The organism is Variovorax sp. GW821-FHT10D07, assembly GCF_059415325.1.
The window spans coordinates 786,625-812,081 of record NZ_JBWKMZ010000002.1 but is presented as its reverse complement, the minus strand read 5'-3'; the positions used below and the strand labels follow the sequence as shown (position 1 = coordinate 812,081).

The 25,457-nt window shown below is 70.7% G+C and carries 26 protein-coding genes; 12 read left to right on the top strand and 14 right to left on the bottom strand.

What is annotated here, in order from left to right:
• Positions 1-29: 29 nt before the first annotated feature.
• Positions 30-536, top strand: coding sequence for a DUF4142 domain-containing protein (locus AC07PU_RS09100; RefSeq protein ID WP_495316862.1), 507 nt, complete (start codon positions 30-32; stop codon positions 534-536).
• Positions 537-549: 13 nt separating this feature from the next.
• Entirely contained in the window at positions 550-3,108 is a 2,559-nt protein-coding gene (ligD, locus tag AC07PU_RS09095; protein ID WP_495316860.1) for a DNA ligase D, read from the top strand.
• 18 nt (positions 3,109-3,126) lie between these two features.
• Here ligD and AC07PU_RS09090 read toward each other — a convergent pair whose 3' ends face one another.
• From AC07PU_RS09090 to AC07PU_RS09070, 5 genes are read right to left on the bottom strand one after another with little or no spacing between them, the layout of a single operon-like run.
• Positions 3,127-4,353 (bottom strand): porin, encoded by a 1,227-nt coding sequence (locus AC07PU_RS09090; protein ID WP_495316858.1) that lies wholly within the window; start codon positions 4,351-4,353, stop codon positions 3,127-3,129.
• 11 nt (positions 4,354-4,364) lie between these two features.
• A complete protein-coding gene (locus tag AC07PU_RS09085) occupies positions 4,365-5,336 on the bottom strand; it encodes a quinone oxidoreductase family protein (RefSeq protein WP_495316856.1) in 972 nt (323 codons plus the stop codon).
• A 31-nt stretch (positions 5,337-5,367) separates the two neighbouring features.
• A complete protein-coding gene (locus AC07PU_RS09080) occupies positions 5,368-6,339 on the bottom strand; it encodes a Bug family tripartite tricarboxylate transporter substrate binding protein (RefSeq protein WP_296778510.1) in 972 nt (323 codons plus the stop codon).
• A gap of 22 nt (positions 6,340-6,361) precedes the next feature.
• Positions 6,362-7,420, bottom strand: a complete 1,059-nt coding sequence (locus tag AC07PU_RS09075; protein ID WP_495316854.1) for a beta-keto acid cleavage family enzyme — start codon at positions 7,418-7,420, stop codon at positions 6,362-6,364.
• Between the two features lie 43 nt (positions 7,421-7,463).
• Positions 7,464-8,312, bottom strand: a complete 849-nt coding sequence (locus tag AC07PU_RS09070; protein WP_495316852.1) for a TauD/TfdA dioxygenase family protein — start codon at positions 8,310-8,312, stop codon at positions 7,464-7,466.
• Positions 8,313-8,468: 156 nt separating this feature from the next.
• Between AC07PU_RS09070 and AC07PU_RS09065 the strand changes: the two genes are divergently transcribed.
• Complete coding sequence (locus AC07PU_RS09065; RefSeq protein ID WP_495316850.1) at positions 8,469-9,461, top strand: AraC family transcriptional regulator; 993 nt, start codon at positions 8,469-8,471, stop codon at positions 9,459-9,461.
• Here the strand turns inward: AC07PU_RS09065 and AC07PU_RS09060 are convergent.
• The 6 genes from AC07PU_RS09060 to AC07PU_RS09035 all read right to left on the bottom strand — a co-directional run bounded on the left by AC07PU_RS09060 (position 9,448) and on the right by AC07PU_RS09035 (position 14,916).
• Positions 9,448-9,681, bottom strand: a complete 234-nt coding sequence (locus AC07PU_RS09060) for a hypothetical protein (RefSeq protein WP_281081207.1) — start codon at positions 9,679-9,681, stop codon at positions 9,448-9,450. The two genes, AC07PU_RS09065 and AC07PU_RS09060, sit on opposite strands and share 14 nt — an antisense overlap.
• A 193-nt stretch (positions 9,682-9,874) precedes the next feature.
• Positions 9,875-10,333: a nuclear transport factor 2 family protein gene (locus AC07PU_RS09055; protein WP_490875717.1), complete on the bottom strand. Its 459-nt coding sequence runs from the start codon at positions 10,331-10,333 to the stop codon at positions 9,875-9,877.
• Between the two features lie 215 nt (positions 10,334-10,548).
• Positions 10,549-11,652 (bottom strand): phosphatidate phosphatase App1 family protein, encoded by a 1,104-nt coding sequence (locus AC07PU_RS09050; protein ID WP_495316847.1) that lies wholly within the window; start codon positions 11,650-11,652, stop codon positions 10,549-10,551.
• Complete coding sequence (locus tag AC07PU_RS09045; RefSeq protein ID WP_490875715.1) at positions 11,649-12,158, bottom strand: dihydrofolate reductase; 510 nt, start codon at positions 12,156-12,158, stop codon at positions 11,649-11,651. Before AC07PU_RS09045 ends, AC07PU_RS09050 begins: the two co-directional genes overlap by 4 nt.
• 16 nt (positions 12,159-12,174) lie before the next feature.
• Entirely contained in the window at positions 12,175-14,049 is a 1,875-nt protein-coding gene (locus AC07PU_RS09040; protein WP_495316844.1) for a M48 family metalloprotease, read from the bottom strand.
• 33 nt (positions 14,050-14,082) lie between these two features.
• A complete protein-coding gene (locus AC07PU_RS09035) occupies positions 14,083-14,916 on the bottom strand; it encodes a thymidylate synthase (protein ID WP_495316842.1) in 834 nt (277 codons plus the stop codon).
• 143 nt (positions 14,917-15,059) lie between these two features.
• Here AC07PU_RS09035 and AC07PU_RS09030 point away from each other — a divergent pair, with 143 nt between their 5' ends.
• From AC07PU_RS09030 to AC07PU_RS09005, 6 genes are all read left to right on the top strand, one after another.
• Positions 15,060-15,599, top strand: a complete 540-nt coding sequence (locus AC07PU_RS09030) for a sigma-70 family RNA polymerase sigma factor (RefSeq protein WP_495316840.1) — start codon at positions 15,060-15,062, stop codon at positions 15,597-15,599.
• Complete coding sequence (locus tag AC07PU_RS09025; RefSeq protein WP_495316838.1) at positions 15,596-16,612, top strand: FecR domain-containing protein; 1,017 nt, start codon at positions 15,596-15,598, stop codon at positions 16,610-16,612. Before AC07PU_RS09030 ends, AC07PU_RS09025 begins: the two co-directional genes overlap by 4 nt.
• A gap of 112 nt (positions 16,613-16,724) precedes the next feature.
• Positions 16,725-19,154, top strand: coding sequence for a TonB-dependent siderophore receptor (locus AC07PU_RS09020; RefSeq protein ID WP_495316837.1), 2,430 nt, complete (start codon positions 16,725-16,727; stop codon positions 19,152-19,154).
• Between the two features lie 24 nt (positions 19,155-19,178).
• A complete protein-coding gene (nthA, locus tag AC07PU_RS09015) occupies positions 19,179-19,811 on the top strand; it encodes a nitrile hydratase subunit alpha (protein ID WP_495316835.1) in 633 nt (210 codons plus the stop codon).
• Complete coding sequence (gene nthB / locus AC07PU_RS09010) at positions 19,808-20,467, top strand: nitrile hydratase subunit beta (RefSeq protein WP_495316833.1); 660 nt, start codon at positions 19,808-19,810, stop codon at positions 20,465-20,467. Before nthA ends, nthB begins: the two co-directional genes overlap by 4 nt.
• Positions 20,464-20,835, top strand: a complete 372-nt coding sequence (locus AC07PU_RS09005; RefSeq protein ID WP_495316831.1) for a nitrile hydratase accessory protein — start codon at positions 20,464-20,466, stop codon at positions 20,833-20,835. Before nthB ends, AC07PU_RS09005 begins: the two co-directional genes overlap by 4 nt.
• Before the next feature lie 9 nt (positions 20,836-20,844).
• Here AC07PU_RS09005 and AC07PU_RS09000 read toward each other — a convergent pair whose 3' ends face one another.
• Both AC07PU_RS09000 and AC07PU_RS08995 read right to left on the bottom strand, forming a co-directional pair.
• Positions 20,845-22,281 carry an FAD-binding oxidoreductase gene (locus AC07PU_RS09000; protein ID WP_495316829.1) on the bottom strand — a complete coding sequence of 479 codons (1,437 nt, stop codon included), beginning with the start codon at positions 22,279-22,281 and terminating at the stop codon, positions 20,845-20,847.
• Complete coding sequence (locus AC07PU_RS08995; protein WP_093343246.1) at positions 22,278-22,685, bottom strand: DUF2069 domain-containing protein; 408 nt, start codon at positions 22,683-22,685, stop codon at positions 22,278-22,280. The genes AC07PU_RS09000 and AC07PU_RS08995 overlap by 4 nt, the downstream gene beginning before the upstream one ends.
• Before the next feature lie 76 nt (positions 22,686-22,761).
• Here AC07PU_RS08995 and AC07PU_RS08990 point away from each other — a divergent pair, with 76 nt between their 5' ends.
• Complete coding sequence (locus tag AC07PU_RS08990; RefSeq protein ID WP_208507649.1) at positions 22,762-23,973, top strand: YihY family inner membrane protein; 1,212 nt, start codon at positions 22,762-22,764, stop codon at positions 23,971-23,973.
• A 9-nt stretch (positions 23,974-23,982) separates the two neighbouring features.
• Here the strand turns inward: AC07PU_RS08990 and AC07PU_RS08985 are convergent, their stop codons facing one another.
• Complete coding sequence (locus AC07PU_RS08985) at positions 23,983-24,339, bottom strand: Mpo1-like protein (RefSeq protein WP_495316826.1); 357 nt, start codon at positions 24,337-24,339, stop codon at positions 23,983-23,985.
• A gap of 101 nt (positions 24,340-24,440) precedes the next feature.
• On the opposite strand from AC07PU_RS08985, the gene AC07PU_RS08980 reads away from it, so the two are divergent.
• Entirely contained in the window at positions 24,441-24,836 is a 396-nt protein-coding gene (locus tag AC07PU_RS08980) for a thioredoxin family protein (protein WP_093343242.1), read from the top strand.
• Positions 24,837-24,882: 46 nt separating this feature from the next.
• A partial coding sequence (locus tag AC07PU_RS08975) for an NAD-dependent epimerase/dehydratase family protein (protein ID WP_495316824.1) occupies positions 24,883-25,457 on the top strand: 575 nt, incomplete at its 3' end.

Here is a 25,457-nt window from a genome sequence, read left to right as displayed (position 1 = left end):
CCGCCACGGCCTTCGCGGCCGAACCCGCTGTGCAGCTCGCCCAGGCGGCCGCGCAGCCCGCGCCGCTCGGCGCAGTGAGCGCCCCCGACCGCAGCCTGATGACCCTGGCCGCGGGCGCCGGCCTCTACGAGCTCGAGGTCTCGAAGCTCGCCGCCTCCAAGGCCGTGAGCGCCGAGGTGAAGGACTACGCGTTGATGCTCGCGAAGCACCACGGCGAATCGAACGAGGCACTGCGCCAGCTGGCCGCGCGCAAGTCGGTGCAACTGGTGGCCGAGATTCCGGCCGACAAGAAGGCGCGCATCGAGGCGCTGCAGGGCCTGTCGGGCGAGGGCTTCGACCGGGCCTATGTGGACCGCGTGGGCATCCAGGACCACGAGGCCGACATCCGCCTGTTCGAGAACATGGCGCGCGACGCCAACGATGCCGACCTGCGCGCCTTCGCCGAGAAGACGCTGCCGGTGCTCAGGACGCACCTGGACGCCGCGAAGACGATGGCGAGCAACCGGCGGCAGGCGCAGACGCCGGCGCCGCAGTGACACCCGCCCCCGCATGGCGCGCACCGCCGCACTGAAGCGCTACCAGGCCAAGCGCAACTTCGACATCACGCCCGAGCCCGCCGAGGGCGGCGAGTCGCTGTCCGGCGCGCTGCAGTTCGTGGTGCAGAAGCACTGGGCGCGCAGCCTCCACTACGACTTCCGCATCGAGATCGACGGCACCATGAAGAGCTGGGCCGTGCCCAAGGGGCCGAGCTACGACCCGCACGACAAGCGCATGGCGATGCATGTGGAGGACCACCCGGTGTCGTACAACGCCTTCGAGGGCGAGATTCCCGCGAAGCAGTACGGCGCGGGCAAGGTGATCGTCTGGGACAAGGGTTTCTGGGTGCCGCTGGGCAATGTGCGCAAGGACTATCGCGCGGGCCACATCAAGTTCGAGCTGCATGGCCACAAGCTGCGCGGCCGCTGGGCGCTGGTGCGCATGAAGGCGCGCAAGGAGGGCAGTGGCGATCCGTGGCTCTTGATCAAGGAACGCGACGAGTTCGCGCGCGAGGCCGCGGAATTCAGCGTGGTCGACCAGTTCCCCGACAGCGTGGCCGCGCTCGCGATGCCGCGGGCGGGCACAGTGTCGAAGCCCGCCGCGAAGAAGGCGGCGCGAAAGCGTTCCGAGTGGCCCGAAGAAGCCGTCGAGGCCGAGCCTCCGTCCAAGCTCGCGCCGGTGCTCGCCACGCTGGTCGACGGGCCGCCGCCCGATCCCGGCGACTGGGTCTACGAGATCAAGTTCGACGGCTACCGGCTGCTCGCGCGCATCGAGGGCAAGACGGTGCGCCTGTTCACGCGCAACGGTCATGACTGGAGCGATCGCATGCCGCACCTGGTGCGCGCGCTGCAGCGCATGAAGCTCAAGCCGGGCTGGCTCGACGGCGAGATCGTGGTGCTCGACGAGGCCGGCCGCACCGACTTCCAGGCACTGCAGAGCGCCTTCGACAGCACGCGCACCCAGGACATCGTCTATTTCCTGTTCGACCTGCCGTACTACGACGGCCACGACCTGCGGGCCGTGCCGCTGGTCGAGCGGCGCGCGCTGCTTGAGCGGCTGCTCGCCGATCCGCCGCCCGAGATCCGCTTCAGCGCGGTCTTCGACGCGCCGCCCGAGGACATCGTGGCCTCGGCCTGCCGCATCGGGCTCGAGGGCGTGATCGGCAAGCGGCGCGGCAGCGCCTACCGCTCGCGCCGTTCGCCCGACTGGATCAAGCTCAAGTGCGCGCGCAGGCAGGAGTTCGTGATCGCCGGCTACACCGACCCGCAGGGCTCGCGCACGGGCTTCGGCTCGCTGCTGCTCGGCGTGCATGACGAACACGGCGAGCTGGTGTTCGCGGGCGGCGTGGGCACGGGCTTCAACGAGCGCTCGCTGGCCGAGATCTTCGCGCGACTGAAGCCCCTGGCCATCGACCGACGTCCGTTCAAGCAGCGCATCGAGAACGAGCGCCGCGCGCACTGGGTGAAGCCGGTGCTGGTGGCCGAGGTCACGTTCTCGGAATGGACGCAGGACGGCCATGTGCGCCACCCGGTGTTCCATGCATTGCGCGGCGACAAGCCCGCGAAGCAGATCGTGCGCGAGGCGCCGGTGCCCGCGCGCGCGGCGGACCGGGAGCAGGCGAAGACCCAGGCGAAGACCCAGACGAAAGGCCCGGCCGCCACCTTGCCCGCGAACTTCAAGGTCTCGCATGCCGAGCGCGTGGTCGATGCCTCGAGCGGCATCACCAAGGTCGAGGTGGTGCGCTTCTACGGCCTGGTCGCGCCGCTGATGATGGAGCATTTGCGCGGCCGGCCGGTGTCGCTGGTGCGCGCGCCGCGCGGCATCGGCGGGCAGCTGTTCTTCCAGAAGCATCTCGAGGACGGCAGCATCGATGGCATTCGCCAGCTCGATGCCGCGCTGTGGCCCGAACATCCCGCGCTGATCGAGGTGGCGGCGGCGCTCGGGCTGCCGGGCGCGGCACAGATGAACGTGATCGAGCTGCACACCTGGAACGCCGTCAAGTCCGCGATCGACAAGCCCGACCGCATGACCTTCGACCTCGACCCCGGCGAGGGCGTCGACTGGCCCGCGATGCTGCAGGCCGTGGAGCTGATGCGCGTGATCCTGGTCGAGCTCGGACTCGTGCCCTTCTGCAAGACCAGCGGCGGCAAGGGCCTGCACGTGGTGGTGCCGCTGCGCCGCGTGCATGGCTGGGACGCGGTGAAGGATTTCTCGCAGGCCATCGTGCGCCACATGGCGCGCACCTTGCCGCAACTGTTCGTGGCGAAGAGCGGGCCCTCGAACCGCGTGGGCCGCATCTTCATCGACTACCTGCGCAACGGCTTCGGCGCGACCACGGTCAGCGCCTGGTCGCTGCGCGCGCGGCCGGGCATGGGCGTGTCGGTGCCGGTGGCGTGGGACGAGGTGCCCGAGCTGCGCGGCGGCGCGCACTGGACCTTGCGCGACATCCACACGCGGCTCGATCGCGGCAATGCGCCGTGGCAGGGCTATGCGAAGGGGGCGCGCAGCCCGAATGCGGCGATGAAGATGCTCGGCTTCGACGCGAGGAAGGCCGGTGGCCGCGGGCGCTGACCCGCGGGTCCCGCGCGATCAGAAGGCGTGCCGGATGCCGACGTCGTAGCCGGTCGCGCCGCGCGGTTCCATGCCGCCCTTGGTGACGTAGGCCGCCTGCGGAAAGATCGCCGGCAAGCTCAGCACCAGCGGGGTGACACCCATCACGCCCGGGTTGTTGTGGCCGTCGCGGATGCCGATGCGCGCCACCGTCGCATAGAGCGCGGTGCGCCTCGACAGGTTGTGCACGTAGCCCAGCGCCAGCTTGTCGACCGAGGCGCTGCCGCCGGGCACGCCGTTGCCGTTGCTGAAATTCACGCGCGCGAACGAGGCGCGCACGAGGCCCGGCCCCACCGGCATGTTCAGGCCGGCGACGAAGCCGTCGTAGCGGTCGGTGGCCCGGCTGCCGAACGGGCCGGCGTCGTCGCGCGCGTTCCGCACGCGGGACCATTCGCCGAACAGCTTCACCGCGCCGAAGTCGTAGGAGCCGCCGAGGTTCAGGCTCCTGATCTTCTCGCCGCCGGGCGCGGCGCTCACGAGCGTGCTCTCGCCGTAGCCCAGCGCCACGTCGGCCGGACCGCCGGTCCATCCCACGCGCGCGCCGGCATAGCGGCCGCGCCCGGACGGGCTGTCGCTCGCATCGCTCGCCTTCACGTTCTCGTGGAAGGCGTACTGCACCTGGCCGTAGAAGCCGCCGAGCCCCGGCGGCAGGAAGTAGCTGAGGGCGTTGCTGGTGCGCAGGTAGCTGTCGGTGCCGGCGGAGAGCGCGCCGTTGAGCAGGCCGCCGGTGGCGAGCGCCCGCGAGGCGGCGAGGTTGCTGTTGACCACGGCGACCAGGTTGGTGCCGACGCCGTTGACGCCGAAGGGATCGAACACGCCGTCGTTCCAGAACGAGGCGGTGTAGTCGCGGCCCAGGCGCAACTCGCCGAACGGTCCCGAGAGGCTCAGGGTGGAACGGCGGCCGAAGTTGCCGATGCCGCCGCCGTTGTCGTTGGCCAGCGGCGCCTCGAGCCAGAAGCCGGCCGCGAGGCCGTCGCCCAGGTCCTCGGTGCCGCGAAAGCCCAGCCGGCTGGACGCGTAGCCCGAGGGCGAGAGCGCGGTCTGGCTCTGCCTGGCCTGGCGCGGCGCCGCGAGGCCCCAGGATCGGCTGCGGGTGTTGTAGTGGCTGATGCCGGCATCGACGACGCCGAACACGGTGAGGGAGGATTGCGCGGCGGCACCGCCCGTCGCGGCCAGCAGCGACAGGGCCAGCGTGGTGGTCTTCATGGCGGGCTTCCTCAGGGGACCAGCACGGTCGATCCGGCGGTCTGGCGCGACTCGAGCGCGCGATGGGCCTGCGCCGCATCGGCGAGCGCGAAGCTGCGTTGCGGCTCGCTGACGATGCGCCCGGCCAGCACGTGGTCGAACAGCTCGCGCGCCATCTCGAGCATGTGGGCGCGCGGCTGGATGTAGTGCGCCATCGCGGGCCGCGTCATCCACAGCGAGCCCTTGGCCGCGAGCAGCTGCGAATCGATCACCACCGAGCCCGAGGAGGTGCCGTTGCTGACCAGCGTGCCGCGCGGCTGCAGGCAGTCCAGCGAATCCATCAGCGTGTCCTTGCCCACCGAGTCGTAGACCACCGGCACGCCGCGGCCGCCGGTGATCTCGCGCACGCGCTCGACGGTGTTCTCGCGCGCGGTCACGATGACGTGGGCGCAGCCGGCGGCCCGGGCGAGCGCCGCCTTCTCGTCGGTGCTGACGGTGCCGATCATCGTGACGCCCAGGGCGCGCGCCCACTGGCAGGCGATCAGGCCGACGCCGCCGGCGGCCGCGTGGTAGAGGATGGTCTCGCCGGCCTGCAGCGGACGGACCTGGCGGAACAGGTACTGCGCCGTCATGCCCTTCATCATCAGCGTGGCGGCGCTGCGATCGGAGAGGCCCTCGGGCAGCGGGATCAGCACCGCGGCGGGCATCACGCGGACCTGCGAGTAGGCGCCCTGCGGGCCCGTGAGGTAGCCCACGCGATCCCCGGCCTTGACCTCCGTCACGCCGGGGCCGACGGCCTCCACCACGCCGACCGCGTCCGAGCCCAGCCCGTCGGGCAGCGCCAGCGGATAGCGGCCGGTGCGGAAGTAGATGTCGATGAAGTTGACCGCGATGAAGCTGTGGCGCACGCGCGCCTGGCCGGGACCGGGGTCCGCGACCTCGACGTTCTCGAGCCGCAGGACCTCGGGACCGCCGGTCTCGTGGAAGCGGATGGCTTGGGGCATGGCGATGTCTCCTCGTTGTTCTGGAGGGTCTTCAGTTCAGGCGGATGTCGTAGCGCTTGACGATGCCGGCGTTGCGGGTGAACTCCTCGCGCAGTTCGTCGCGGGCCTGCGCGGGGGTGCGGTCGGCCATCGGTTCGAAGCCGGCGTTGGCCACGCTCGCGCGCACCGCCGGGTTGGCCGCGACCTTGCGCAGCACCGCGTGGATCTTCTCGACCAGCGGCGCCGGCATCTGCGAGGACGCGATCACGCCGGTCCAGTTGGCGAAGTCGAGCGCCGGGTAGCCGAGTTCGGCGAAGGTGGGCACGGCGGGAAATTCGGGCAGCCGGGCCTGGGTCGCGACCGCCAGCAGCCGCACCCTGTTGGCGGCGATCAGCGGCCGGGCCGTGACCGAGCCGTCGAACATCAGCGGCACCTGGCCGCCCATGACCTGCGCCAGCGCGGGCGCGGAACCGGGGTAGGGCACGTGCTGCATGTCGAGCCCGGCCGCCTGGTTGAGGATGGCGCCCGCGTACTGCGAGGCCGTGCCGGCGCTGTAGGAGGCGTATGAGACCTGGCCCGGATGGGCCTTCACATAGGCGATGGCCTCCTTCGCATCCCTGGCCGGGAACTGCGGCGAGGCGATCAGCAGCAGCGAGGAGCGCGCCATCAGCGCGACCGGCTGCACGTCCTTGAGCGGATCGAAGCCGCCCTTGAGCACGTGCGGCACCTCGGTGAGCACGTTGCTGGCGGTCATCATCAGCGTTTGGCCGTCGGCCGGCTGGGACAGCAGGTACTTGACGGCGATCGCCCCGCCGGCGCCCGGCCTGTTCTCGACCACCACCGGCTGGCCGATGTCGCGCGAGAGCTGGTCGCCCACGATGCGCGCGAGCACGTCGATGGTGCCGCCCGGCGGCGCGGGAACGATCATCTTGACCGGCTTGTCGGTGTAGGCGTGGGTCCAGGGCGAGCCCAGCGCCGACGCGGCGGCGACGAGCAGGGCGGCGAGGTGCGTGAGGCGCGGCATGGCTGCTCCGGTGCGTGGAGGTTCAGGCGGCCTTGCGCAGGAAGCCCTGCTGGCCGCCGTTGCGGTTGGGCGCGAAGCCGTTGGCCCGCAGCGTCTCTTCCACCGTGTCGTGGAACACGCCGATCTGCGAGATCTCGCGCGCCTGTTGCGCGGTGGCGATCGGGCGGCCGAATTCGCGCGCGATGCGCACCAGTTGCTCGACCTGCGCGGCGGTGCCGATCTTGGCGGTGCGCGACTGGTTCCAGAGGTTGTCCTCGGTGCCGCAGCGCACGTGCAGGCCCATGGCGATGCCCATCATGTTGACCGGCAGCACGTTGAGCACCGAGCTCTCCACCGTGAGCACCGCGCCGTCGGGCACCGCGCGCACGAAGTTCGCGAGGTTGTAGATGTTCGGCGCGTCCATGCCGCCGCCGATCGCGACCCAGTTGAGCACCAGCGGGCCCTTGTAGATGCCGCGGCGCATCAGCCGCTCGACCGACTCGAAGCTGTTGATGTTGTAGCACTGGAAGGCGCTCTGGATGCCCGCGGCGCTGAGGCGACGGATGTGCTCCTCGGCCCAGCCCGGTTGCGCCGGCACCGTCATCTCCTTGTAGGCGTTGAAGACGACCGGGTCCTCCATCGAGGTGCCGCGGATGTCGCGCAGGTCGAACTGCTCGAGGATGTTCATCTGCGAGGTGTTGATCGTCACCGTGACCTGGTCCGGCTTGGGGTCGAGCTCGGCCAGCATGTGGCGCGTGTCGTCCGACAGCCACTTGGCGGCCGCGCCCTCGCTCTCGGGCGCGAACGAGATCGAGCCGCCGACCTGGATGATCATCTCGGGCACGCGCGCCCGCACGCCGGCGATCAGCTCGTTGAACTTGGACAGGCGCTTGGAGCCCTTGCCGTCGAGTTCGCGCACATGCAGGTGCAGCACGGTGGCGCCGGCTTCGTAGCAGTCCACCGCCTTCTGGATCTGCTCGTCCATCGTCACGGCGATCTCGCCGGGGAAGTCCGAAGGCAGCCAGGACGGCGCGTAGGGGGCGGCGGTGATGATCAGCGGCTGCTGGTTTTCGGGGAACAGGTGACCGTCGAGGAAGTTCATCGGGGGCTCCGGGGATGCGGGTGGTTCGAAGGGGATGGGAGGCTCAGGCGGTCGGCGTGCCGACGATGCCGGCGCGTTCCATCTTGCGGTGGCAGGGCGGGTAGTCCATCACCGCGTAGTGCTGCGTGGCGCGGTTGTCCCAGATCGCCACGCTGTCGGGCTGCCAGCGCCAGCGCACCTGGTACTCGGGGATGGCGGCCTGGTTGATCAGGTACTGCAGCAGCGCCGATGCGCCCTGCGTGAAATCCTGGCCGTAGCGCACGTTGGCGGGCGTGTGGAAGTTGGTGAAGTGCGTCGTGAAGCCGTTGACGTACAGCACCCGCTCGCCGGTCTCGGGATGGATGCGCACCACGGGGTGCTCCGCATCGGGATAGCGGGCCTTGAGCGCGAGGCGCTGGGCGATCGGCATCGCCGCGCCGAAGGTGCACTCGATGCTGTGGCGGGCGCGCAGCGGCGCGATCAGCTCCTTCACGTGCTCGGGCAGGCGCTCGTAGGCCAGCGCCATGTTGGCCCACATCGTGTCGCCGCCCACGGGCGGGCATTCGACGCAGCGCAGCACGCAGCCCATCGGCGGCGTCTCGCGCCAGCTGGCGTCGGAGTGCCAGCTGTTCTCATAGCGGTCGTTGGGCGCCTCCGGCGTCTTGTAGATGCGCACCAGCCCCGGGTGCTCCGGGTCGCTGCCGGCGACCGGGTGGTCCTCCAGTTCGCCGAAGCGCCGCGCGAAGGCCACGTGCTCGGCCCGGCCGATCTTCTGGTCGCGCAGGAACAGCACCTTGTGCCGCAGCAGCAGCGCCCGGATCTCCTCGAACAGGCCGTCGTCCCGGGCCGCGTCGGCCAGGCTGACGCCACTGAGCTGGGCGCCGATGGCGCAGGTCAACGCTTCGATGCGCATGTCTTGTCTCCGTTCTTTTTTGCGGTCTGCCCGCCCCGGCCTCCGGGGTGCGGGCATGGGGCAACTGTAGGAGTCGCCCCCTCGCGGCGCTTTGCATTCGGTGCCAATCGCTGTGCATTTGGTGCCAGAATTCCCGCCACCCCGGAAAGGCTCGGCATGACGGCACTGGTGCGCGCGGCGGCGCTGACGAACTTCTCGGAGCTCGCGCAGGAGCTTGGCCACGACCCCGGCGCGGCGCTGCGCAGGGCCGGGCTGCGCGCCAGGATGCTGCGCGAGCCGGACCAGTTGATCGAGGCCGACCGCGTGGCCCGCCTGTTCGAGGACGCGGCGCGCGACACGGGCTGCGAGTCCTTCGGACTGCGCATCGCCGCGCGGCGCCAGCTATCGAACTTCGGTGTGCTGAGCCTGCTGCTGATGCACCAGCCGACCTTGCGCCAGGTGCTGCTCACGCTGATCGAGCACCTGCACCTGCTCAACGAGAGGCTGGCGATCCAGGTCGAGGACGTCGGCAAGCTGGTGCTGCTGCGCGAGGAGCTGGCCGTGTCGGTGCCGGCGCGGCAGTCGATCGAACTCGCGATCGGGGTGCTCTACCGGATGTGCGCGGCCTTGCTGGGCGACCGGTGGCGTCCGGCCAGCGTGAGCTTCAGCCATGGGCCGCCGGCCGATGCGTCCTTTCATCGCCGCTTCTTCCAGTGCCCGGTCGAGTTCGACGGCAGCTTCAACGGACTGGTGTGCCGCGCGGCGGACCTCGACGTGCCCAATTCGGGCGGCGATCCCGTGCTGGCGGCCTATGCGCGCAAGCTGATCGATGCCGTTCCCGGCGAGCGCGAGCGCTCGATCGACCAGGAGGTGCGCAAGGCCATCTACCTGATGCTGCCGGCGGGGCGGGCCACCTGCAAGTCGGTGGCGCAGGGCCTGGGGCTCAGCATGCGTACCTTGCAGCGCCAGCTCGATGCGCGCGAGCTGACCTTCAAGCAACTGGTCAATGACGTCCGTCAGGAACTCGCGCGGCGCTACGTGGCCAATGGCCGCCACAGCCTGGGCGAGGTGGCGGCGATGCTGGGCTACAGCACGCACAGTGCCTTCACCCGCTGGTTCGGCACCCAGTTCGGTTGTTCGCCCGAAGCCTGGCGTGCTACAGCTCGATGAATGCCGAGGTCGCCTTGTTGAGCGCCAGCATGCCCTTGGCCGTGATGCTCTCGACCTGGGCCAGCTGGCGGATCGCGCGGCCTTGGGGATGGCGCTCGGACGGGGGAATGAAGGCCGTCACGAGGTCCGCGGCGCGCAGCACGCGCAGCTTGTCGATCTCGGCGGGCGCGTGCACGACGTATGGCAATTTCTGCTCGGCGATGGTCCGAAGAAACTCCATGGACATGTGCCTTCTCCTTGAACGTTGATGGCAATGGGTCCGTGACATTGTGCGCAGAAACTCTTAGGACAGACTAAACCCTGCGCCGCTCGTGCCTATGTCAGCTGGCAGTCCGGCAGTACGGAAGCACTCTTTTTCGTAAAGCGTCGCGCGTGGCGCGGCGCTTCGTTTCCAGCGGTGTCGCGAGCGCCTGTCAGAACATGCCGTTCGAATTGGCGCGCTGGATGTTCGGTGCGAGCCAGGGGACCGAATTCTTCGGATGGCCCACGGGCTGCAGCGTGTCCCAATGCTCGATCGCCTTTCCGTCGGCATCCATCTTGTAGATGTCGACGCCGGCAATCCCGGTGTCTTCCGGATCGTCATTGAACAGGTTCAGGAATTCCACGTGGGCCCACACGTGGTCGCCGATGGCGGCGATCTTGTGGACCACGACGCGGGCCAGCACGCGCTCCCTGGTGAGCTTGCCGAAGAATTCCCCCAAGGCCTGCGCGCCATCGCCGATCAGGGGGTTGTGCTGGACATAGGCGGCGCTGACGAAGCGGTGCACCGACTCTTCGGCCTTCTTCTGGTTGATCACCAGTTCGTAGAAGCCCAGGATGTTGTTCTTGTTGCGCACGGCGCGGCTGTCGCTCGGGTCGACGAGTTCGATCATGTTTGTTTCTCCCTGCATATGAAGCGTTGATCCATGGAAGGAATCCAGAAAAACTCGTTTCGAAAGTTTTTCTGGAGACCGCCAAGGACGCTATCACCGCGGTTGGCAGGAGGAGAGGGGCCATCGGCCTCGTGCACGCATCGATCGTGCGGGCCGTCACGATCGGGCATGGGAATTCTTGTGCACCGCAGCGCGAGCACGCCGCGCGCAAGGCTCTAACGCGCGGCCTGGGTCTGCGCCTGCATCGGCCACGCCGTCGTGTCGGGCGCGACGAGGTGCCACATCACCGGATCGATGCCCTCGAAGGTGGCGCGGTAGCGCTCCGACAGCCGGCCTTCGCCGGTGACGTCGCGGATCACGATGCCGTCGATGCGCCCGGGGTTGTCGCGGAACACCTTGGCGTAGATCTCGGGATCGGCCTCGCCCGAATCGCCGACCAGCACGAAGCGGCGCTGCGGGAAGTCGGCCAGCAGGCGCGCGATCACGCCGAGCTTGTGGGCGCGCGAATCCTCGTCGGCCGGGATCAGCGTGCGCCAGGTCGTGCTCTCGCGCAGGTGCATGCTGCCCGGCGGAAAGCCCGCTTCGCGCACGAACTCCGCGAGCGGCGGATAGAGCTGGATCGGGCTGGCCGACAGGTAGTGGAAGCGCGTATCGGGCGCCTGCGCGAGCGCGCGGTACCAGCCGGCCATGTGGGGCGCGGGCTCGAAGCGGCGCGCGAAGGTGTTGAGCAGCATCTCGCGACGCTCGCGCACCTGGGTGCGCTTGATGGTGTCGTCGATGTCCGAGATCACCGACAGGCCCTGTGCCGGCACGATCAGCGCGCGGCCGCGGAAACGGTGCAGCAGTTCGCCGGGGCCGGTGACCGCGTGGAACTCGAGCCACTGCTGCGTGGGCGACAGCCGCGGCACCTCGATCACCTGCCGCACGTTGACGCGGCCGTCGGCGCCCGAGGGCGGCATGGTCTTGCGCCCGGGGCTGCCGTCGAATTCCACGTCGAACACCTTGCCGTCCTCCGACTCGGCATGGAACAGCGCGGTGCGCTGGTTGAAGCGCAGCTGCGCGGCCGGCGAGAGCTTCTTGAGGTTGAGGCCGAGGTAGCGCGCGAAGGCGGCATTGAGCCCCCAGCGGCGCTCGCGCTCGTAGACCCAGGCATGGATGTCGACCTCGAGCCGGCCGTCGTCGGTGGGCCGCGCGGTGCCGTTCATGAACAGCGCCTCCTCGTCGGGCTCCATCGGCTCGGCCGCCAGCGCAGGCGTGATGCCGCTGGCCGCCAGCGCCGCGCCGGCCAGCAGCGTGCGCCGGCGCAACGCCAGTGTCATGCGCCGGCCGTGACGCGCTCGTACGTCACGAAGCTGAAGGCCAGGCCGTCCTTGGCCGACACGTGCGACTCGCGCTGCGTCTCGCGCCAGGCGCTGGCGTCGAGCACCGGCGCGAAGGCATCGCCCTCGTAGTCGCGCGCGATCTCGGTGACCAGCGCGCGGCGCGCGAAGGGCTCGGCCTCGGCATAGATCTGCGCGCCGCCGATGACCCAGACATCGGGCGCCTCGAGCCGCTCGCAGACTTCGATGGCCTCGCGCAGGCTGCCCGCGCGCTGCGCGCCCTCGGCCTGCCAGCCGGCCTGGCGCGTGACCACGATGTTGCGCCGCCCCGGCAGCGGCCGGAAGCGCGGCGGCAGCGAGTCCCAGGTCTTGCGGCCCATGATGACCGGCGCGCCCAGCGTGCGCGCCTTGAAGTGCGCCATGTCCTCGGGCAGGTGCCAGGGGATGGTGTTGGCGGCACCGATGACGCCGTTGGCGGCGCGCGCGAAGATGAGGTTGAGGTTCATGGCAGGCGGGACGTATTCAGAGCGAGTCTATTCTGACCACGTCCACGTTGATCGGCCGCGTGGGCCGGCGGATTTCGCAGCCGGGAAGGCGCGCGAAGCGCTCGAGCAGCGGCGGATGGAAGACCTCGGTGTCGAAGCGCAGCATGACGCGCGCGAGTTCGTTGTGCGGGAACAGGGTGCGCAGGTAGCTGCCGTAGCGCGCGGCCAGCAGGTCCTCGTCGACCTCGTCGGCCGCCATCAGGTCATGGCACACGCGCGCCACGAAGATGTTGAGCGTGAAGCGCTGCCCCGCGTCGTTGCTGCGCTCGGTGCGCAGCACCCAGCAGGCATCGAGCGCACGGTCTTCGGCGATGGCTTCGAGCAGCAGCACGCGGGCCCAGGGCGGCGGTGCCGCGAGCTCCTCCTTCAGCAGGTGCTGCCACAGGCCGGTGTCGAGCGATTCCAGCTTCTCGGCCGCGAGGGCGCGGCGCCTGGTGAACTCGCTGAGCTCGGCCTCGCTGCCGTGCAGCTCGAGCTGCGACAGGATCGCGCCATAGCCGGCCACCGCGAAACGCCGGTCGAGCCGGATCGCGACGCGCACCTGCTCGATGCCCTCGGGCCGTTCGCGCGCCAGCAGCGCGAGGCCCAGCGCGTACTGGGCGGGGGCGTCGTCGGGCTGCGACTGCGCATGCTGGCGCAGGGCCGCGAGGCTTTGTTCGGAGGCGGCGATCTCGTCGTCGGCCTGCAAGCGCTGCAGCGTGTACTGGCGCGGGTCGATGGCGGTGTTGGCCGGATCGGGGCCGGCACGCAGTGCCGCGAGGTGCAGGTGGCGCAGCCGCCATGCCGGCGCGATCTGCTCGGACCAGCGCGCATTGGCGCCATCGAAAGTCTCGCGCCAGAGCGGGCCCAGCAGGCTTTCGCCGGCACAGGGAGCGTCGGTCCAAGATGGCGGCGCCACCGGCTCGCCGAGCGCGTCGGCCCGTTCGGCCAGCGGTGGATGCGAGTCGTTGCGGCGTGCCGGGCGCCGGCTGCCGGCCTCGAGAGCCGCGGCCTGGCGCGCCGCGGGTTCGTCGCGCAGGCTGTCGGCGACCAGGTCCCAGAAGGCGGCCGGCGGATGGATCGAGGCCGCCTGCAGTTCGTGCAGCCGCGTGCGCAGGCCGTCGCGCATCAACGCATCGGCCAGCTCGAGCCGGGCCAGCGATTGCACCAGGCTGGTGGCGTCGCAGGCGCGCGCGGCCAGCGCGTCGGCCTCGAACTCGCAGGCGCGCGAACGCTGCATCGACAGCCGGATGAAGCGCGGCAGGAAGGCCGAGGCGATCCAGCGCCGCAGCCGGTCGATGCCCGAATCGTGCGCGGGGTCGCTGTCGAGGTAGACGTCCCACTTGGCCCGCACGATGTAGATCCAGTGGCCGAGCCGCCCGTGGTGGCGCGAGAAATGGCCGAGCTCGTGCGCGATCACCGCCAGGGCCTCCTGCGGGCCGAGCAGCCGCAGCAGCGGCACGCCGAGCAGCAAGGTGCGGCGGCCGCCGACCAGCGAGAGGAAGCCGCCCGACAGCCGGGCCGCGGCATTGAGCTCGTCGACCAGCGCCACGCCATGCAGCGGCGGTGCGTCCAGGCGTTCGCGCAGCGCGTCGAGCGACGCGAACAGCGCCGGCGCCTGCTCGCGGCGCAGCAGGACCGGGGCCGGCGGCGCCGGGGGCTGCACCACCCACCAGGTGCCGAGGACGAAGGCGGCGCCCACCACCGCGGCCACCGTCGGGCCGAGGAAGATCGCCTGCAGCAGGATGAGCGGCGCCCACGCGAGCATGGAGGCGCCCACGAAGCTCAGTTCGGCCAGCACGGCCATGAAGGCCAGCGCGGCGCGCGGGCCGGGGGAAGGGGCGGCCGGATGGTCCTGCGCGGCCGTGCTCAAGGGAGCGCCCGGTTCAGCGGGAGGCCACGGGCCTCAGACGGCCACCGGCGCCTTAATCGGGTCGTGGTGCCGGTAGTCCTCGAACGCGAAGTCCTCGTACTGGTAGTCGAAGATCGAGTCGGGCTTGCGCTTGATGCGCAGCGTGGGATAGGGGTAGGGCTCGCGGCTCAGTTGCAGCGCGACCTGCTCGGCGTGGTTGCTGTAGATGTGGCAGTCGCCGCCGGTCCAGATGAAGTCGCCGACGTCGAGGTCGCACTGCTGCGCCATCATGTGCGTGAGCAGCGCATAGCTCGCGATGTTGAAGGGCACGCCGAGGAAGATGTCGGCGCTGCGCTGGTAGAGCTGGCAGCTGAGCCGGCCGCGCTCGCCGTCGTTCTGCGGCGGCGCCACGTAGAACTGGAAGAAGGCGTGGCAGGGCATCAGCGCCATCTTCGAGAGCTCGGCCACGTTCCAGGCGCTCACGATGATGCGGCGCGAATCGGGGTTGGACTTGAGCGTCTTCACGACCTCGGCGATCTGGTCGATGTGGCCGCCGTCGGGCGTGGGCCAGCTGCGCCACTGCACGCCGTACACCGGGCCCAGGTCGCCGTCCTCGCGCGCCCACTCGTCCCAGATGGTGACGCCGCGTTCCTTGAGCCAGTTGTTGTTGCTCGAGCCGGTCAGGAACCACAGCAGCTCCTGGATGATGGACTTCACGTGCACCTTCTTCGTGGTGACCAGCGGGAAGCCCTCGTTGAGGTCGAAGCGCATCTGGTGGCCGAACACGCTCCTGGTGCCGGTGCCGGTGCGGTCGCTCTTGTACACGCCGTGGGTGTCGACGTGGCGCATGAAGTCTTCGTACTGGGAGCGGATGGGGCGTTGGGTCATGGCGGTGGAGGGCGGCGGCAACGGCGCGCCCGGGACGGCGGGGCTGGAGCCCCGAATCTTATTCGGATGAGGGGCCGGCGGCTGGCCGGGCAGGCCAAGACTATAAGATGAGAACTATTCTCAACATTCCGCAAGCGCAACCCGTGTCCGCCCCGGCCCTCGACGACAGCCTCCAGGTGCTCTACCGCAGCCATCACGGCTGGCTGCAGGCCTGGCTGCGCCGCCGGCTGGGCTGCGCCGAGGATGCGGCCGACCTCGCGCACGATGCTTTCGTGCGGCTGCTGGCCGCGCGGCCGCAGCAGGCGGTGCCGGTCGAGATGAAGGAGCCGCGGGCCTACCTGACGACGGTGGCGCGCGGCCTGCTGATCGACCGCTTCCGCCGCGTTGACCTGGAGCGCGCCTACCTCGCCGACCTCGCGGCGCTGCCGCCGGCCCTCTATCCTTCGCCCGAGGAGCAGCTGCAGGCGGTGCAGGCGCTGCGCGCGCTCGATGCGCTGCTCGCGAGCCTCACGCCCAAGACCCGCGCCGCCTGGCTGCACAGCCGGCTCGACGGCATGACCCATGCCGAGATCGCCCGGCAGCTCGGCGTGTCGGTGCCGCGCGTGCGGCAGTACCTGGCGACGGCCGCGCGCCGCGGCTACGAACTGCGTTTCGGCGTCGCGCTGCCGGCGTCGGCGGCATGAGCGCGCAGGCCTCGGCGTCGTTGCCGGTGTCCGCGGCCGTGCTCGACGCGGCGATCGGCTGGCAGTTGCGCATGGGCTCGGGCGAGGCCGACGCGCGCGATGCCGAAGGCCTGCGCCGCTGGCTCGACGCCCACACCGACCACCGGCGCGCCTGGGCCCAGCTCGGCGAGCTCGATGCGCAACTGGCGCCCGCGCGCAGCGAGGCCGTGCGTTCGGCGCTGGTGCGCCGCGGCGCCGCGCGGCGCTGGAAGCAGTCGGCAGGCGTGCTGGGGCTGCTGGCCGCGCTGCTGCTGGGGCTCGGGGCCGTTGACCGCTTCGAACCGCTGGCCACCCTGAGCGCCGGCTACCGAACCGGCACCGGCGAGCGGCTCACCGTGGTGCTGCCCGACCGCAGCGTGCTGCACCTCGACACCCGCAGCGCGGTCGACCTGGCCTTCGATGGCAGCCGGCGCGCGATCGTGCTGCGCGCGGGCGAGATCGCCATCGAGACCGCCCATGGCGACGCGGCCGAGCAGCGTCCCTTCGTCGTGCTGACACCAGAGGGCAGCCTGCGCGCGCTGGGCACGCGCTTCGTCGTGCGCCGTCTCGACGACGGCGCCGGCACGCGGCTCACGGTCACGCAGTCCGCGGTGGCGGCACGGCCGGCCGCCTGCGCGGCCGATCCGGCACGGGCCTGCGAAGGCGAACGCGTCGTGCAGCAGGGCCAGAGCCTGGACCTGCACGCCGACGGCGCCGGCACCCCCGGCCCCGCGCGCCCCGACGCCGATGCCTGGAAGGACGGCATGCTGGTGGTCGACGACCAGCCGTTGTCCGAGGTGGTGGCCGAGCTCGCGCGCTACCGGCCCGGCCACCTCGCGGTCGATCCGCGCGTGGCCGGCCTGCGCGTGACCGGCACGCTGCCGCTGGACGACACCGACAAGGCGCTGCTGGCGCTCACCGCGGCGCTGCCGGTCGAGCTGGTGGGCAGCACGCGCTGGTGGCTGCGCATCGAGCCGAGGCAGGCGCCGCGCTGAAGCCTGGATCGGAGCGGCGCCGGATTTTTTTCGGCCGCCCCCTCTCACTTTTCGAACCTCGTCCGGCAAGCAGGAAGAGAACCCTCGTCCTTCCCCTGCCTGGAGTCCCGTCTTGTCCTCGTCCTTCCCGTTCCGTCCGACCCCGCTCGTCGCCGCGCTGCTGTTCGCCACCGCCATGCCGGCCCTGTTGCCGACCGCGGTCCGCGCGCAGGCGCAGGCCGCCCCCGTGCTGCGCGACTACGACCTGCCGCCCGGCCCGCTGGGCGCCACGCTCAACCGCATCGCGCGCGAGGCCGGGCTGGCGCTGACGGTCGATGCCGCGCTGGTCGGCCAGCGCGCCTCGGCACCGGTGCGCGGCCGCTACGACGCGCCGCAGGCGCTGCGTCGCGCGCTGGCCGACAGCGGCCTCGAGCTGCTGCCGACCGACGCGGGCGGCTACACCGTGCGCGCGGGCGCGCCGGCCGCGCCCACCGCGCCGCAGGTGGTGGCGCCCGCGCCGTCGGCCATGCTCGCCGAGGTGCGCGTGAATGCCGAGCGCGGCGCCGCCGGCGGACCGGCCGACGGCTACATCGCGCGCCAGAGTTCGGCCGGCACCAAGACCGACACGCCGATCCTCGAGACGCCGCAGTCGATCTCGGTGGTCACGGCCGAGCAGATCGAGGCCCAGCAGCCCACCAGCCTGGTCGACGCCTTCAACTACACGGCCGGCGTGAGGCGCTCGGAAGGCGCCGACCGCACCACCGACTCGTTCGTGATCCGCGGCTTCCAGGCCGGCGCCGGTACGGGCAGCCTCTACCGCGACGGCTCGAAGTTCATGGTCAACGCCTACGACGGCCAGCAGGAGCTCTACGGGCTCGAGCGCGCCGAGGTGCTCAAGGGCGCGGCCTCGCTGCTCTACGGCACGGCCGCGCCCGGCGGCGTGGTCAACACCGTCACCAAGCAGCCCACGGCCGAGCCGCTGCGCGAGCTGGGCGTGGAGCTCGGCAACCGCGACCGCCGCCAGATCAAGGGCGACTTCGGCGGCAAGTTCGACGAGCAGGGCACGCTGAGCTACCGGCTCACGGGCCTCGTGCGTGACAGCAAAACCTTCATCGACCACGTGCCCGATGACCGGCGCTTCCTGTCGGGCGCGATCCGCTGGCAGCCGAGCGCGGCGACCTCGCTCACGCTGCAGGCCGAGTACCTGCGCAACCGCACCGACTACGTGTACGGGCTGGCCGGCGGCGTCACGATCCTGCCGAACATCCACGGACCGGTGCCGAGCAGCCGCTACACCGGCACGCCGGGGCGCGACCGCTACGCCGGCACCAACACCGCCGTCGGCTACCGTTTCGAGCATGCCTTCAGCGATCGCCTGAAGCTGCGCCACAGCGCGCATGCCTTCCGTTCGGAGGTCGACTTCCCGAGCACCGCCGCTGCCGGCGTGAGCCCCGACGGCGCCAGCTCCACCTTCCATGAGTACTACGACCGCCGCGACCGCTCGCGCGCGCGCACCACCGACACCTCGCTCGAGTACCGCGTCGACACCGGCCCCGTCGCGCACACGCTGCTGGCCGGCGCGGACACCACCTACCAGTCCTACACCACGCGGCGCGCGTCGCGCGAGATCGCGACCCAGTTCAACTACTACGCGCCGAACTACGTCTACGTCGCGGGTGCGCCGGTACCGAACACCTACTTCCCCGACATGGCCGGCAATGCCACCGGGCTGTACCTGCAGGACCAGATGAAGATCGCCGGGCGCTGGGTGGTGGTGCTCGGCGCGCGGCACGACCGCGTCACCGACCGCCAGGTGCCGGTCGACGGCGAGACCGCGAACTCGAAGGAGAAGACCTCGGCCACCACCGGCCGCGCCGGCCTGGTCTACCTGGCCGACAACGGCCTCGCGCCGTTCGCGAGCTTCAGCCAGTCGTTCCAGCCGCAGAGCGGCGTCGACCGCATGGGCGCGCGCTTCGAGCCCACGCGCGGCGAGCAGTACGAGCTCGGCCTGCGCTACCAGCCGCCGGGCAGCGACACCCTGCTGAGCGCCGCCGTCTACCAGCTCCGGCAGCAGAACGTGCTGTCGACCGACCCCGTCGACACCGGCTTCTCGGTGCAGACCGGCGAAGTGCGCTCGCGCGGGCTGGAGATCGAGCTGCGCACGCGCATCGGCCGCTCGGCCAGCCTGATCGCCGCCTATGCCTACACCGACGCGCGCGTCACCGCCGACACCACCGCCGCCAACATCGGCAAGCGGCGCGGCAACGTGCCCTACAACACCTTCTCGGCCTGGGGCGAGTACGACTTCGGCGCGGCCGGCGCGCCGGGCCTGCGCGCGGGGCTGGGCGTGCGCTACGTGGGCGCCTCCACCGGGCTCTACGTGAACGGCATCGTGCCCTCGTACACCGTGTTCGACGCGATGGTGTCGTACGACACCGGCCACTGGCGCTACGCGTTCAACCTCACGAACCTGGCCGACAAGGCCTACATCGCCTCGTGCACCTACGGCTGCTTCTACGGCGAGCGGCGCAAGGCGGTGGCGTCCGCGACCTACCGCTGGTAGGTCGCAGCGCTTAGCATGAGGGGCATGAGCGAACACACCCACGACCACGGCGATGACCACAGCGAACTCGATGAGATGGACCTGCGCGTGCGTGCGCTCGAGAGCGTGCTCACCGAGAAGGGCTATATCGAGCCGGCCGCGCTCGACGCGCTGATCGACACCTACCAGACCCGCATCGGCCCGCGCAACGGCGCGCGCGTGGTGGCCAAAGCCTGGGTCGACCCGGCCTTTCGCGACTGGCTGCTGGCCGACGCCACCGCGGCCATCGCCTCGCTGGGCTACACCGGTCGCCAGGGCGAGCACATGGTGGCGGTGGCCAACAGCGACGATCAGCACCACATGGTGGTCTGCACCCTGTGCAGCTGCTACCCGTGGCCGGTGCTCGGCCTGCCGCCCACCTGGTACAAGAGCGCGCCCTACCGCTCGCGCGCGGTGCGCGACCCGCGCGGCGTGCTCGCGGATTTCGGCACCGTGCTGCCCGAAACCACGCGCATCCGGATCTGGGACTCGACCGCGGAGGTGCGCTACCTCGTGATCCCGCAGCGGCCCGCGGGCACGGAGCACCTGGGCGAGGAGGAACTCGCGGCGCTGGTGTCGCGCGATTCGATGATCGGCACCCGGCTCGCCGATGCGCCGGGGCACGGGAGCCAGCCATGAGCTACAGGACCCAGGCCGACCTCGGCGGCCGCACCGGCTTCGGCGCGGTGCAGCCCGAGCCCGAGGGCGAGCTGTTCCATGCCGACTGGGAGCCGCGCGCGCTCGCGCTGGTGCTCGCGATGGGCGCCACCGGTTCATGGAACATCGATGCGAGCCGCGCCGTGCGCGAGACCTTGCCGCACTACCTGCAACTGAGCTACTACCAGATTTGGCTCGCGGCGCTCGAGCGGCTGATGATCGAGCGCGGCCAGCTGTTCGAGGACGAGATCGCGCAGGGCCGCATGCTGCATGCGCCCGCGCCCGTCAAGCGCGTGCTGCAGGCGGCCGACGTGGCCGCGGTGCTGGCCAGGGGCTCGCCCACCGAGCGGCCGGCCGCGGCGCCCGCGCGCTTCGCGATCGGCCAGGCGGTGCGCATGCGCGCGGGCCGCGTCGACCATCACACGCGGCTGCCGGGCTATGTGCAGGGGCGGCGCGGCACCATCGAGCGGCTGCATGGCGCGCACGTGTTCGCCGACAGCAACGCGCAGGGCGCGGGCGAGGCGCCGCAGTGGCTCTACACGGTGGTGTTCGAGGAGGCCGAGCTCTGGGGCTCGCGGGCGCAGCAGCTCTCGGTGTCGGTCGATGCCTGGGAAAGCTACCTGGAGGCGGCCGAATGACGCAATGCCCCGACGGGATGCTGGCCCCCGGCATGCCACGCGACGCCGACGGCCCGGTGTTCGGCGCGCCGTGGCAGGCCCAGGCCTTCGCGATGACGCTGGCGCTGCACGAGAAGGGCCTGTTCAGCTGGAGCGAGTGGGCAGAGACCCTGGCCGGGCAGATCCAGGTCGCGCAGGCCGCGGGCGACCCCGATGCGGGCGACACCTACTACCGGCACTGGCTCGCCGCGCTCGAGACGCTGGTGGCGCGCAAGGGCGCGAGTTCGCACGACGAGCTGGCGCGCTACCGCGAGGCCTGGGACCACGCGGCCGACCGCACGCCGCACGGGCAGGCGATCGAGCTGCGGCCTGGCGACTTCGGGTGCTGAGGCGCCCGTTCAGACCCGGATCACCCGCCCCGGATTCAGGATGTTCTTCGGATCCAGCCCGCGCTTGATCGCGCGCATCATCTCGAGCGCCACCGGCGACTTGTGCTTCTCGAGCGTCTCGACCTTGAGCGAACCCACGCCGTGCTCGGCCGAGAACGAGCCGCCGAACTTCTCGACCGCCTCGTAGACCAGCGTGTTGATGCGGTCTTCCTCGTTCTTCAGGAAGGCCTTGGTATCGACGTTCTCGGGCGCCTGCACGTTGTAGTGCAGGTTGCCGTCGCCGAGGTGGCCGAAGTTCACCAGCCGCACGCCGGCGATCTCGCGCGCCAGCAGCGCGTCGGTCTCGGCCACGAAGGCCGGGATGCGCGAGACGGGGATCGAGATGTCGTGCTTGATGTTCAAGCCTTCTTCGGCCTGCGCGAGCGGGATGCTCTCGCGGATGTGCCAGAGCTGGTGCGCCTGCGCGAGGTTCTCGGCCACCACGGCGTCGGTCACGCAGCCGTCCTCGAACGCCGTTTCGAGCAGGGCCTCGAAGCGCGCGCGTGCGTGGTCCTCCGATTCGCTGTCGGAGTTCTCGAGCAGCACGCAGTAGGGCACGTTCTCGTCGCCGATGAAGGGCACGCGCAGCTGCGGCATGTGCTTGTCGACCAGGCTCAGCGCGAACTTGCCCATCACCTCGAAGCCCGTGAGGCCCGGGCCCAACTGCTTGTGGGCCAGGCCCAGCAGCGTGACCGCATGGTCGAGCGAGGGCACGGCGGCCCAGGCCGTGAGCTGCGCGGCCGGCAGCGGGTAGAGCTTCATGGTCGCGGCCGTGATGATGCCCAGCGTGCCCTCGCTGCCGACGAACAGGTCGCGCAGGTCGTAGCCGGTGTTGTCCTTGCGCAGGCCGCTGGTGCCGTGCCAGATCTCGCCCTGCGGCGTGACCACTTCCAGGCCCAGGCACAACTCGCGCGTGTTGCCGTAGCGCACGACCTGCGTGCCGCCGGCATTGGTCGCGAGGTTGCCGCCGATGGTGCAGCTGCCCTCGGCCGCGAGGCTCAGCGGGAACAGGTAGCCGGCCTTCTCGGCGGTCTCCTGCAGGGTCTGCAGGATGCAGCCCGATTCCACCGTCATCGTGAGGTTGGCCGCGTCGATCTCGCGGATGGCGTTGAGCCGCTGCAGGCTCAGCACCACCTGCGTGCCGCTGTCGTCGGGAATGGAGCCGACCGCCAGGCCGGTGTTGCCGCCCTGCGGGATCACGGCGGTGCCGGCCTCGGCGCAGGCCTTGACCACCTCGGCCACCTGCTGCGCGTCGGCCGGGCGCACCACGGCCAGCGCCTTGCCGCGCGAGCGCTTGCGCCAGTCCTGTTCGTAGGCCGTGAGGTCGCCCTCGTTGAGCAGGTGGTTGGCGCCGACGATGGCGCGCAGCCGCTCGAGCAGGGCGGCGGAAGAAGCGGAAGGGGTCATGGGGTGGAAGCCTCCAGGGGACGGGCGGCGGCCTTGGCGTGGCGCAGCCGCAGGCGGACGTGCCAGGCGCAGGCGACGAAGAGCACGAGGCACAGCAGCACCTCGACCAGCGCGAGCAGCTGGCTGATGCCGTTGGTGTCGCTCCAGGCGCGCACCACGCCCTCGGTGAAATAGAGCCAGACCATCAGGCTGACCCAGCGGTAGGTGTACATGCGGTTCTTCAGCAGGCCGGCCAGCGGGATCGCGAGCGGCAGCACCTTGAGCGCCATCAGCGAACCGCCGGGGCGCAGCGGCGCCAGCCAGAGTTCCCAGGCCAGGCCCAGCACGATCAGGCCGACGAGGCTGCCGACCGCGAGCCAGCGGGTGGCGGCGACGGAGGAGGGCGGGGGCGAGGCGATGGGCACGGGCGGGCGACGGTGAAGAAGGACAGGGGATGCGATCCCGGGGGCGCCGCGTGGCGAAACGGAAAAGGCGGATGGCATGATACCGGCCATGAATCGTCGTCAGCTCTGGAGGGATCTCTCCCGTTTTCCCTGGCGAAACACCGCCGCGGTGCTCAGCGAGCGTTTTCGCGAAGACCGCCTCGGGCTCACGGCCAGCAGCCTGACCTTCACCACCACCATCGCGATGGTGCCGTTCTTCACGGTGGCGCTCGCGCTGTTCACCGTGTTCCCGATGTTCGCCAAGATGCAGGGCCGCCTGCAGCGCTGGCTGATCGAGAGCCTGATCCCCGAGAACATCGCGCGCCAGGTGCTGGGCTACCTCAACCAGTTCGCGAGCAAGGCCAGCGGCCTGGGGATCGCGGGCCTGATCGTGCTGCTGATCACCGCCATCGCGCTGATCCTCACCATCGACAAGACGCTCAACAACGTCTGGCGCGTGCGTTCGCCGCGGCCCTTCGCGCAGCGGGTGCTGATCTACTGGGCCACGATCACGCTCGGGCCGCTGATCCTGGCGGTGAGCCTGTCCACCACCTCCTACGTGTTCGCGGCCTCGCGCGACGTGGTCGGGGTGAGCGTGGTCAAGCTGTTCTTCGACGCCTTCGAGTTCGTGCTGCTGGCCGCCGGCATGGCCTCGCTCTACCACTACGTGCCCAACACCAACGTGCGCTGGTCGCATGCCTGGGCCGGCGGCGTGTTCGTGGCGGCGGCGATCGAGATCGCCAAGCGGGTGCTGGGTTACTACCTGAGCCTGGTGCCGACCTACTCGGTGCTCTATGGCGCCTTCGCCACCTTCCCGATCCTGCTGGTGTGGATCTACGTGGCCTGGGTCATCGTGCTGCTGGGCGCGGTGATCGCGGCCTACCTGCCGAGCATCCTGACCGGCGTGGCCCGGCGCGGCGGCGGCGCCGGCTGGCCGTTGCAGCTCGCGATGGAGGTGCTGCAGCAGCTTGCCCGGGCCCGCGCGACGCCCGACAAGGGCGTGGGCGCGGCGCGGCTGGTGGCCTCGATGCGCGTCGACGCGCTGCAGCTGGTACCGGTGCTCGAGACCCTGGTGGCGCTCGACTGGATCGCGCCGCTGGCCGAGGACGGCGATGGCGGCGATCCGCGCTACGTGCTGCTGGCCGACCCGTCGACGCCGATCGAGCCGCTGCTCGAGGCGTTGCTGATGCCCAAGGCCGAGCCGCTCGAGGACCTGTGGCAGAAGGGGCCGCTGCGCTCGCTGCGGCTGGGTGACGTGCTATTGATCTAGGAGCAAGGCTCAGATCTTGACCCGCCCCAGCCAGATGTCGCGGTACATCGCCCAGTCGCCCATGAAACTGTAGAGCGGCCGCTTGAACGAGGCCGGCTTGTTCTTCTCGAAGCCGAAATGCCCGACCCAGGCGAAGCCGTAGCCGACCAGCAGTCCGGCCAGCAGCCACAGCGGATTGAGCGTCAGCACCAGCATCGCGAGGCAGGCCAGCGACAGCGTGGAGCCCGCGAAATGCAGCCGCCGGCAGGTGCGGTTGGCGTGTTCGGTCAGGTAGAAGGGATAGAACTCCGCGAAGCTCTTGAACTGGCGCGGATCGACGCTCGCGGGCGCGGCGCTGCCAGGGGGGGTGGCGGTGGAGGTGTTCATCGTGCGTCTCCTGCGCCCCGGAGGGGCTTTGTCCATAATAGCCACGACCTTCCGGGTGCACCACCCGGGTCTTTCTTCCCCCTTCTGCCCACGTACGAGCCTTGAGCGCCCTGCCTTCCACCCCCGATTCCGCCGTGCCGGCCGGCGGCGCGCCCTGGGTCGTGTGCCTGTGCGCCGAGTGGTGCGGCACCTGCCGCGACTACCGGCCGCTGTTCGAGCAGGTGGCGCGCGCGCATCCCGGGCTGCGCTTCGCCTGGGTCGACATCGAGGACCATGCCGACATCGCCGACGAGTTCGACGTCGAGACCTTCCCGACCCTCCTGGTGGCCGATGCCGCGGGCACGCGCTTCCTCGGTCCGCTGCTGCCGCATGCCGAGACGCTGTCGCGCATGCTGACCGCGCTGCCGGCGCCCCAGCCCTCGAGCCTGCATGCCGAGCTGATGGTGGCGGTGCTCGAGAAGAAGCCCGCGCTCTTTACAGTGCCGCGGGCGGCCTGATCTACTCGGCCTGTCCACACACGCGGCCCGCGGGGCCGGCCCTCCCATGAAAGTCCTCGTCTTCGGCGCCACCGGCATGGTCGGTTTCGGCGTGCTGCGCGAATGCCTGCTCGCTCCCGACGTGGCGGAGGTCGTGGCCGTCGGCCGCCGGCCCAGCGGCCAGCAGCATCCCAAGCTGCGTGATCTCGTGCTGAGCGACATGTACGACTACACGGCGGCCGAGCCGCAACTCACGGGCTTCGACGCCTGCTTCTTCTGCCTCGGCGTGTCCTCGGTCGGCATGAAGGAGGAGGCGTACCGGCGCGTGACCTACGACCTCACGCTGGCCGCCGCCACCGTGCTCGCGCGGCTCAACCCGCAGATGACCTTCGCCTACGTGACCGGCTCGGGCACCGACAGCAGCGAGCGCGGCCGCAGCATGTGGGCGCGCGTGAAGGGCGCGACCGAGAACGCGCTGCTGAAGCTGCCGTTCAGGGCCGCCTACATGTTCAGGCCCGGCGCGATCCAGCCGCTGCACGGCGCCAACACGAAGACGCCGCTGTACAAGGCGGGCATCGTGCTGCTCACGCCGCTGTTCGGGCTCGCGCGGCGGCTGTGGCCGCACCTGGTGACCACCACCGA

What these genes read in the sequence shown, in the direction of transcription:
- ligD (WP_495316860.1), top strand. Translation starts at nt 550, where the DNA reads ATGGCGCGCACCGCCGCACTGAAGCGCTACCAGGCCAAGCGCAACTTC.
- AC07PU_RS09090 (WP_495316858.1), bottom strand. Translation starts at nt 4,353, where the DNA reads ATGAAGACCACCACGCTGGCCCTGTCGCTGCTGGCCGCGACGGGCGGT.
- AC07PU_RS09085 (WP_495316856.1), bottom strand. Translation starts at nt 5,336, where the DNA reads ATGCCCCAAGCCATCCGCTTCCACGAGACCGGCGGTCCCGAGGTCCTG.
- AC07PU_RS09080 (WP_296778510.1), bottom strand. Translation starts at nt 6,339, where the DNA reads ATGCCGCGCCTCACGCACCTCGCCGCCCTGCTCGTCGCCGCCGCGTCG.
- AC07PU_RS09075 (WP_495316854.1), bottom strand. Translation starts at nt 7,420, where the DNA reads ATGAACTTCCTCGACGGTCACCTGTTCCCCGAAAACCAGCAGCCGCTG.
- AC07PU_RS09070 (WP_495316852.1), bottom strand. Translation starts at nt 8,312, where the DNA reads ATGCGCATCGAAGCGTTGACCTGCGCCATCGGCGCCCAGCTCAGTGGC.
- AC07PU_RS09065 (WP_495316850.1), top strand. Translation starts at nt 8,469, where the DNA reads ATGACGGCACTGGTGCGCGCGGCGGCGCTGACGAACTTCTCGGAGCTC.
- AC07PU_RS09060 (WP_281081207.1), bottom strand. Translation starts at nt 9,681, where the DNA reads ATGGAGTTTCTTCGGACCATCGCCGAGCAGAAATTGCCATACGTCGTG.
- AC07PU_RS09055 (WP_490875717.1), bottom strand. Translation starts at nt 10,333, where the DNA reads ATGATCGAACTCGTCGACCCGAGCGACAGCCGCGCCGTGCGCAACAAG.
- AC07PU_RS09050 (WP_495316847.1), bottom strand. Translation starts at nt 11,652, where the DNA reads ATGACACTGGCGTTGCGCCGGCGCACGCTGCTGGCCGGCGCGGCGCTG.
- AC07PU_RS09045 (WP_490875715.1), bottom strand. Translation starts at nt 12,158, where the DNA reads ATGAACCTCAACCTCATCTTCGCGCGCGCCGCCAACGGCGTCATCGGT.
- AC07PU_RS09035 (WP_495316842.1), bottom strand. Translation starts at nt 14,916, where the DNA reads ATGACCCAACGCCCCATCCGCTCCCAGTACGAAGACTTCATGCGCCAC.
- AC07PU_RS09025 (WP_495316838.1), top strand. Translation starts at nt 15,596, where the DNA reads ATGAGCGCGCAGGCCTCGGCGTCGTTGCCGGTGTCCGCGGCCGTGCTC.
- nthA (WP_495316835.1), top strand. Translation starts at nt 19,179, where the DNA reads ATGAGCGAACACACCCACGACCACGGCGATGACCACAGCGAACTCGAT.
- nthB (WP_495316833.1), top strand. Translation starts at nt 19,808, where the DNA reads ATGAGCTACAGGACCCAGGCCGACCTCGGCGGCCGCACCGGCTTCGGC.
- AC07PU_RS09005 (WP_495316831.1), top strand. Translation starts at nt 20,464, where the DNA reads ATGACGCAATGCCCCGACGGGATGCTGGCCCCCGGCATGCCACGCGAC.
- AC07PU_RS09000 (WP_495316829.1), bottom strand. Translation starts at nt 22,281, where the DNA reads ATGACCCCTTCCGCTTCTTCCGCCGCCCTGCTCGAGCGGCTGCGCGCC.
- AC07PU_RS08990 (WP_208507649.1), top strand. Translation starts at nt 22,762, where the DNA reads ATGATACCGGCCATGAATCGTCGTCAGCTCTGGAGGGATCTCTCCCGT.
- AC07PU_RS08985 (WP_495316826.1), bottom strand. Translation starts at nt 24,339, where the DNA reads ATGAACACCTCCACCGCCACCCCCCCTGGCAGCGCCGCGCCCGCGAGC.